This window comes from Rahnella sp. CG8, from assembly GCF_023701875.1.
Classification (GTDB): Bacteria; Pseudomonadota; Gammaproteobacteria; order Enterobacterales; family Enterobacteriaceae; genus Rahnella; species Rahnella aceris.
The window spans coordinates 276,740-283,972 of the sequence record NZ_JABAED010000004.1 but is presented as its reverse complement, the minus strand read 5'-3'; the positions used below and the strand labels follow the sequence as shown (position 1 = coordinate 283,972).

Genomic DNA, 7,233 nt, shown 5'->3' with positions numbered 1-7,233 from the left:
ATCGGGCTGCCGTGGGCATCAGCGGGAGCCATCCCGGGTCATCTGAAGCATTTTTACAGCAACGCAGCGATGCTCAAACTGCCCTCGAGACGTGAGCGTGAATATGCGAGGGAAGTGAGAGAAAAAAGGTCGAAATATCCCTTAAAAAACAATGCCGGTCACCTTAAGTGACCGGCATTAACCTCCGGGTGTCTGTTCTTTTTTGTAGCACCCCTTTTTAATCTCAATACCCCTCCCCTTTTACCTGCTGCCGATTGTTTCGACTGCGGCATTAAGCGCTGCCGATTTGCCCGCTTATGAAGTTAAATCAGGCCATTTGGCACGACTCTTGCTACATCTGATTGAAAGATATCTGATTAGTTACTTTTTATGACAGGATGCATCATTTTGGTACAAACAGGCTGCTCCTCATGCACTTTCCGGGTGCATAGCCGTTTGATTGCTTTGATTTGGTGCGTGTCTCGTCTCAAAAAAGAAACAATGTGGTTTCATAATATTCACATTCAGCTATTTTCTAGCTTCATATGACGAGGCATTAGTACTTTCTGATCCCTGAGTTTGGATCCCTAATGACAGCAAGGAGTTGGACATGCAATTGCGCAAATTGGCGTTATCAGTACTGTTGGCAAGCGTTACCGTGAGCAGCTTTGCTCACGCAGAAGAACTGACCGGCACCCTGAAAAAAATTAAAGACAATGGCGTTATCGTGGTGGGTCACCGTGAATCCTCAGTGCCATTCTCTTACTACAACAACGAACAAAAAGTTGTGGGTTATTCACAGGACTATTCTGACGCTATCGTTGACGCAGTGAAGAAAAAACTGAACCTGCCTGACCTGCAGGTCAAAATGATGCCAATCACTTCGCAGAACCGTATCCCGCTGCTGCAAAACGGCACCTACGATTTCGAATGTGGTTCAACCACCAACAACCTGGAACGTCAGCAACAAGCGGCCTTCTCTGACACCATCTTTGTGATCGGTACACGTCTGCTGGTGAAAAAAGGTTCAGAGATTAAAGATTTCACTGACCTTAAAGGCAAAACTGTTGTTGTAACCTCCGGTACGACTTCCGAAGTTCTGCTGAACAAGCTGAACGAAGAGAAAAAACTGGATCTGCGCATCATCAGTGCCAAAGACCACGGTGACTCCTTCCGTACGCTGGAAACCGGCCGCGCAGTGGCCTTCATGATGGATGACGCCTTGCTGGCCGGTGAACGTGCGAAAGCCAAGAAACCAGACAACTGGGAAATTGTCGGTACGCCGCAATCCAAAGAAGCTTATGGCTGCATGATGCGTAAAGACGATGCTGAGTTTAAAAAACTGGTTGATGACACCATCGTGCAGGCACAAACCTCCGGTGAAGCAGGCAAATGGTTTGAAACCTGGTTCAAAAAACCAATTCCTCCGAAAAACCTGAATATGAACTTTGAGCTGTCCGATGACATGAAAGCTCTGTTCAAAGCGCCAAACGATAAGGCGCTGTAAGTCATACCAAATGGACGGGTATAACCAAGAGAAGAGTGAAAAGTGACTAAAATACAAGGTTGGACCACCAACCTGTGATGATACAGATGCGGGGTGGTCGTTCCCCACCCCGCATTCTTTCCCATTCACTTTAGGCGAATTGCGTCATCACTCAGATGGGTAAGCCTTTACCCGCTTTACGGAGTTTTTATGTCAATAGATTGGAACTGGGGCATTTTTCTGCAACAAGCCCCCTTCGGTAACACCACTTATCTGGGCTGGATTTGGAATGGATTTCAGGTCACTGTCGCACTGTCAATTTGCGCATGGATAATCGCCTTCCTCATCGGTTCTCTGTTCGGTATTTTGCGTACCGTCCCCAACCGCATCCTTTCGGGTATTGGTACCTGTTACGTCGAATTATTCCGTAACGTGCCATTAATCGTGCAATTCTTCATTTGGTATCTGGTGGTCCCTGAACTGCTGCCTGAAAATATCGGCATGTGGTTTAAATCCGAACTGGCGCCTGACGTACAGTTCTTCACTTCCTCGGTAATTTGCCTCGGGTTGTTCACCGCCGCCCGTGTATGCGAACAGGTGCGTGCAGCCATCCAGTCCCTGCCAAGCGGACAACGCAATGCCGGACTGGCGATGGGCCTTACGCTGCCGCAAACTTACCGCTATGTGCTGTTGCCCAATGCTTACCGCGTGATCGTGCCGCCAATGACCTCTGAGATGGTTAACCTGGTGAAAAACTCCGCCATTGCCTCGACCATTGGTCTGGTTGATATGGCCGCACAAGCCGGTAAGCTGCTGGATTACTCCGCGCATGCCTATGAATCATTCACTGCAATCACCGTTGCTTATGTCCTTATCAATGCCGTCATCATGCTGCTGATGCATTTCGTAGAACGTAAAGTCCGCCTGCCGGGCAACATGGGAGGGAAATAAGCATGCATGAATTCGACTGGAGTTCTATTGGTCCCGGCCTGCCCTATCTGTGGCAAGGCATGGTCATTACGCTGAAGATAACGTCGCTGGCGATTGTGGTCGGTATTTTGTGGGGCACCCTGCTGGCGGTCATGCGCCTGTCAACGTTCAAGCCGATCAGCTGGTTTGCCTCGGCTTACGTCAACCTTTTCCGCGCGGTTCCGCTGGTCATGGTGCTGTTGTGGTTCTATCTGATTGTGCCGGGCTTTCTGCAAAAAGTGCTCGGACTGTCACCTAAAACCGACATCCGCCTGATTTCTGCGATGGTCGCGTTTGCGTTATTTGAAGCGGCGTATTACTCGGAGATTATCCGCGCAGGGATTATCAGCATCGCACGCGGTCAGTCTTCTGCAGCGCTGGCGCTGGGTATGACGCAATGGCAATCCATGAAGCTGGTTATCCTGCCCCAGGCTTTCCGCGCGATGGTGCCGTTACTGCTGACGCAGGCGATCGTTTTGTTCCAGGATACTTCGCTGGTGTACGTTCTGGGCCTCGCAGACTTCTTCCGCAGCGCATCTAATATTGGTGACCGTGACGGTACACTGGTTGAGATGGTGCTGTTTGCAGGACTTATTTACTTTGTTATCAGCCTTTGTGCTTCCTTGCTGGTGCGTTATTTGAAGAAAAGGACCGTTTCATGATTTCACTGAAGAATGTTTCTAAATGGTACGGGCACTTTCAGGTGCTTACCGATTGCAGCACCGAAGTTAAAAAAGGTGAAGTTGTGGTGGTTTGCGGGCCTTCAGGCTCAGGGAAATCGACGCTGATCAAAACCGTTAACGGACTCGAACCAGTTCAGAAAGGTGAGATCCTGGTCAACGGGACGCCGGTCAATGACAAGAAGACCAATCTGGCGCAACTGCGTGCAAAAGTGGGCATGGTTTTCCAGCATTTCGAACTGTTCCCGCACCTTTCCATCATCGATAACCTGACACTGGCGCAAGTCAAAGTTTTAAAACGTGATAAAGCGGCAGCGAAAGACAAGGGCCTGAAATTACTGGATCGTGTCGGTTTGTCCGCGCACGCCAATAAATTCCCCGGCCAGCTTTCCGGTGGTCAGCAACAGCGTGTGGCGATTGCCCGTGCATTGTGTATGGATCCGATCGCGATGTTGTTTGACGAACCGACGTCCGCTCTTGATCCGGAAATGATCAACGAAGTGCTCGACGTTATGGTTGAGCTGGCAAACGAAGGTATGACAATGATGGTGGTGACACACGAAATGGGCTTCGCCCGTAAAGTGGCCAACCGCGTGATTTTCATGGATGAAGGCAAGATTGTAGAAGATCGCAATAAAGACGATTTCTTCAATAATCCGGAATCCGATCGCGCCCGGGATTTCCTGGCGAAGATCCTGCACTGACCGGCACTGAAGAAAAGAAAGCACACCTGCCCCACTTCTCCGGGGCAGGTGTCTGACGCTTAAGGTTCAAACGGACGACGCGTAAACTCAGTGTTACCGCATTTCGGGCATTTACTCAGAATTTCCGGCGTATACACCGCTAAGTGAAAATGACAGTTTTCACACACCAGATTGCCCAGACCGACGACTTCTCCGCTGTGATAAATCCCGTGATGGCTGACATCTTTAAAAACCTCTTTCCATTCCAGCTGGGTTTTATCGGTCATATCGGCCAGCTCTTTCCACAAGCTTTCTTTAATGACCCGCATGAACACACTGTCCGTGCCGTCATCTTCTTCAGCCACGGCTTGTTGGTTTTCTTCATAGTTGCGGGCAAATTCGTGCAAATCACGGCGTACCGCCGACGTTAACTGTTCAATCTGGATTTCCGTCAGCTTGCCCTCTTCCTGCAGTCTGACGCGGGCATCCTGTACCAGCGCGCTGATATCACGTTCACCGTGTTTTAACCGCTCGGTCAGTGATGTCACCAACTGACGGTAAGATTGCGTAATATTGCTCATATTTCCTCTCCTTGAACTGTCATAACCATTTTCACGGCGGGAACGCACTGCCTTTATTTTAGTCGTAAATCCCTGATCCGTTGCGCAGATTATCTCGCGCTGACTCGCAGATTATGAATATTGCGCCAGAAGCGGACAGAAATTCCCTTTAGCCTTCGCTGGGTGTTGTTGCTCCAACCGCTTATCAGCTATGCTATGCGGATCTTTTGATTAAAACTTTTTGAGCTACAGGCGTAGCTGTTTTCACTCACAGGACCACCGGCCGCCATGCAAGAGCAATACCGTCCAGAAGACATCGAGTCACACGTTCAGCTTCACTGGCAAGAGAAGCAAACCTTCAAAGTTACCGAACAGCCTGGCAAGGAGAAATATTACTGCCTCTCCATGTTGCCTTATCCATCAGGCCGTCTCCACATGGGACACGTGCGCAACTACACCATCGGTGACGTGATTTCCCGTTACCAGCGCATGCTCGGTAAAAACGTTCTGCAGCCGATTGGCTGGGATGCGTTTGGCCTGCCAGCGGAAGGAGCAGCGGTTAAAAACAACACCGCACCTGCGCCGTGGACTTACGAAAACATCGAATACATGAAGAACCAGCTTAAATTGCTGGGCTTCGGCTATGACTGGGATCGTGAAATCGCGACCTGTAAGCCTGATTATTATCGCTGGGAACAATGGTTCTTCACCAAGCTGTACGAAAAAGGTCTGGTTTATAAGAAGACCTCCGCAGTGAACTGGTGTCCGCATGACCTGACCGTTCTGGCGAATGAACAGGTTATCGACGGCTGCTGCTGGCGTTGCGATACCAAAGTAGAACGTAAAGAAATTCCTCAGTGGTTTATCAAAATCACCGATTACGCCGATCAGCTGCTTAACGATCTGGACACGCTGGAAAGCTGGCCAGAGCAGGTGAAAACCATGCAGCGCAACTGGATTGGCCGTTCCGAAGGCGTGGAAATCACCTTTGATGTGGCTGACAGCGATGAAAAAGTCACGGTGTACACCACCCGTCCTGATACGTTTATGGGCGCGACCTACGTCGCTGTGGCTGCCGGTCATCCTCTGGCACAGTTGGGCGCACAGAATAATCCTGCGCTGAACGATTTCATCGACGAATGCCGTAACACCAAAGTTGCCGAAGCAGAAATGGCGACGATGGAAAAGAAAGGCATGGCAACCGGTCTGTTTGCCATTCACCCGCTGTCTGGTGAAAAGCTGCCAATCTGGGTCGCTAACTTCGTGCTGATGGAATACGGTACCGGCGCAGTGATGGCCGTGCCTGGTCACGATCAGCGCGACTGGGAATTCGCCACCAAATACGATCTGCAGATCAAGCCGGTTATCCTGAATCTGGACGGCAGCCATCCTGACGTCAGCGCAGAAGCCATGACTGAGAAAGGTACACTGTTCAATTCTGGCGAATTTGATGGTCTCAGTCACGAAGACGGCTTTAATGCTATTGCCGATAAACTGGTTGCTCAGGGTGTCGGTCAGCGCAAAGTAAACTACCGTCTGCGCGACTGGGGGGTTTCCCGTCAACGTTACTGGGGCGCACCAATTCCGATGATCACGCTGGAAGACGGCACCGTTATTCCTGCGCCTGAAGATCAACTGCCGGTTGTTTTGCCGGAAGATGTGGTCATGGACGGTATCACCAGCCCGATTAAAGCGGATCCTGAGTGGGCGAAAACTACCGTCAACGGTATGCCGGGTCTGCGTGAAACCGACACCTTTGACACCTTCATGGAATCTTCCTGGTATTACGCGCGTTATACCTGCCCGCAATACGACGAAGGTATGCTGGATCCTGCGGCCGCCAACTACTGGTTGCCAGTCGATCAGTATGTCGGTGGTATTGAACACGCCATCATGCACCTGATGTATTTCCGCTTCTTCCACAAACTGATGCGTGATGCAGGTTTGGTGGATTCTGACGAACCGGCCAAGCGCCTGTTGTGTCAGGGTATGGTTCTGGCTGACGCGTTCTACTACACCGGTAACAGCGGCGAACGTATCTGGGTTTCCCCGGCGGATGCCATTGTTGAACGTGATGAAAAAGGTCGCATCACCAAAGCCACTGACCCGCAAGGCCACGAACTGGTTTACGCGGGCATGAGCAAGATGTCCAAGTCTAAAAACAACGGCATCGACCCGCAGGTGATGGTCGATAAATACGGTGCAGATACCGTGCGTCTGTTTATGATGTTCGCTTCTCCGGCAGAAATGACGCTGGAATGGCAAGAGTCCGGCGTTGAAGGGGCAAACCGCTTCCTGAAACGTGTCTGGAAACTGGCCTTCGAGCACACAGAAAAAGGTCCTGTTGCCGCTCTGGATGTGGCTTCTCTCAATGAAGCACAGAAAGATCTGCGTCGTGACTTGCATAAAACCATCGCCAAAGTGACCGATGATATCGGTCGTCGTCAGACCTTCAACACCGCTATCGCGGCAATCATGGAACTGATGAACAAGCTGGGTCGTGCACCTCAGGATAGCGAACAGGACCGTGCGCTGCTGCAGGAATCCTTGCTGGCGGTTGTCCGTATGCTTTATCCATTCACTCCGCACGTCTGCTTCAGCCTCTGGCAGTCGCTGCAAGGAGAAGGCGACGTGGATACCGCGCCATGGCCACAAGCTGATGAGCAGGCAATGGTTGAAGATTCCAAGCTGGTCGTTGTACAGGTGAACGGTAAAGTGCGTGCTAAAATCACCGTAGCCGCTGATGCTACCGAGCAACAAGTGCGCGATCGTGCGGCAGAAGAACATTTGGTCGCAAAATATCTGGATGGGGTTACGGTTCGCAAAGTAATCTACGTCCCGGGCAAACTGCTTAACCTGGTTGTAGGTTGAGTCAA

The 7,233-nt window shown here is 50.8% G+C and carries 6 protein-coding genes and 1 pseudogene; 6 read left to right on the top strand and 1 reads right to left on the bottom strand.

Annotated elements, in window-relative coordinates; translation table 11 throughout:
* The 5 genes and pseudogenes from HGO41_RS06180 to HGO41_RS06160 all read left to right on the top strand — a co-directional run.
* A pseudogene (locus HGO41_RS06180) lies at nt 1-171 on the top strand (IS4 family transposase); the annotation flags it as partial.
* Between the two features lie 418 nt (nt 172-589).
* Nucleotides 590-1,486: an amino acid ABC transporter substrate-binding protein gene (locus tag HGO41_RS06175; protein WP_013576485.1), complete on the top strand. Its 897-nt coding sequence runs from the start codon at nt 590-592 to the stop codon at nt 1,484-1,486.
* A gap of 189 nt (nt 1,487-1,675) precedes the next feature.
* Complete coding sequence (locus tag HGO41_RS06170) at nt 1,676-2,416, top strand: amino acid ABC transporter permease (RefSeq protein WP_013576486.1); 741 nt, start codon at nt 1,676-1,678, stop codon at nt 2,414-2,416.
* A gap of 2 nt (nt 2,417-2,418) precedes the next feature.
* The gene (gltK, locus tag HGO41_RS06165; protein WP_013576487.1) at nt 2,419-3,096 is read left to right on the top strand and encodes a glutamate/aspartate ABC transporter permease GltK; all 678 of its coding nucleotides are present in this window, start codon (nt 2,419-2,421) and stop codon (nt 3,094-3,096) included.
* Nucleotides 3,093-3,818, top strand: coding sequence for an amino acid ABC transporter ATP-binding protein (locus HGO41_RS06160; RefSeq protein WP_013576488.1), 726 nt, complete (start codon nt 3,093-3,095; stop codon nt 3,816-3,818). Before gltK ends, HGO41_RS06160 begins: the two co-directional genes overlap by 4 nt.
* 59 nt (nt 3,819-3,877) lie before the next feature.
* On the opposite strand, the gene HGO41_RS06155 is transcribed toward HGO41_RS06160, so the two are convergent.
* Entirely contained in the window at nt 3,878-4,378 is a 501-nt protein-coding gene (locus HGO41_RS06155) for a zinc ribbon-containing protein (RefSeq protein ID WP_013576489.1), read from the bottom strand.
* A 267-nt stretch (nt 4,379-4,645) separates the two neighbouring features.
* Here HGO41_RS06155 and leuS point away from each other — a divergent pair, with 267 nt between their 5' ends.
* Nucleotides 4,646-7,228, top strand: a complete 2,583-nt coding sequence (gene leuS / locus HGO41_RS06150; RefSeq protein WP_119261857.1) for a leucine--tRNA ligase — start codon at nt 4,646-4,648, stop codon at nt 7,226-7,228.
* Nucleotides 7,229-7,233: the final 5 nt, after the last annotated feature.

Coding starts and splice junctions, on each gene's coding strand:
- HGO41_RS06160 (WP_013576488.1), top strand. CDS start 3,093: ATGATTTCACTGAAGAATGTTTCTAAATGGTACGGGCACTTTCAGGTG.
- HGO41_RS06155 (WP_013576489.1), bottom strand. CDS start 4,378: ATGAGCAATATTACGCAATCTTACCGTCAGTTGGTGACATCACTGACC.
- gltK (WP_013576487.1), top strand. CDS start 2,419: ATGCATGAATTCGACTGGAGTTCTATTGGTCCCGGCCTGCCCTATCTG.
- HGO41_RS06175 (WP_013576485.1), top strand. CDS start 590: ATGCAATTGCGCAAATTGGCGTTATCAGTACTGTTGGCAAGCGTTACC.
- HGO41_RS06170 (WP_013576486.1), top strand. CDS start 1,676: ATGTCAATAGATTGGAACTGGGGCATTTTTCTGCAACAAGCCCCCTTC.
- leuS (WP_119261857.1), top strand. CDS start 4,646: ATGCAAGAGCAATACCGTCCAGAAGACATCGAGTCACACGTTCAGCTT.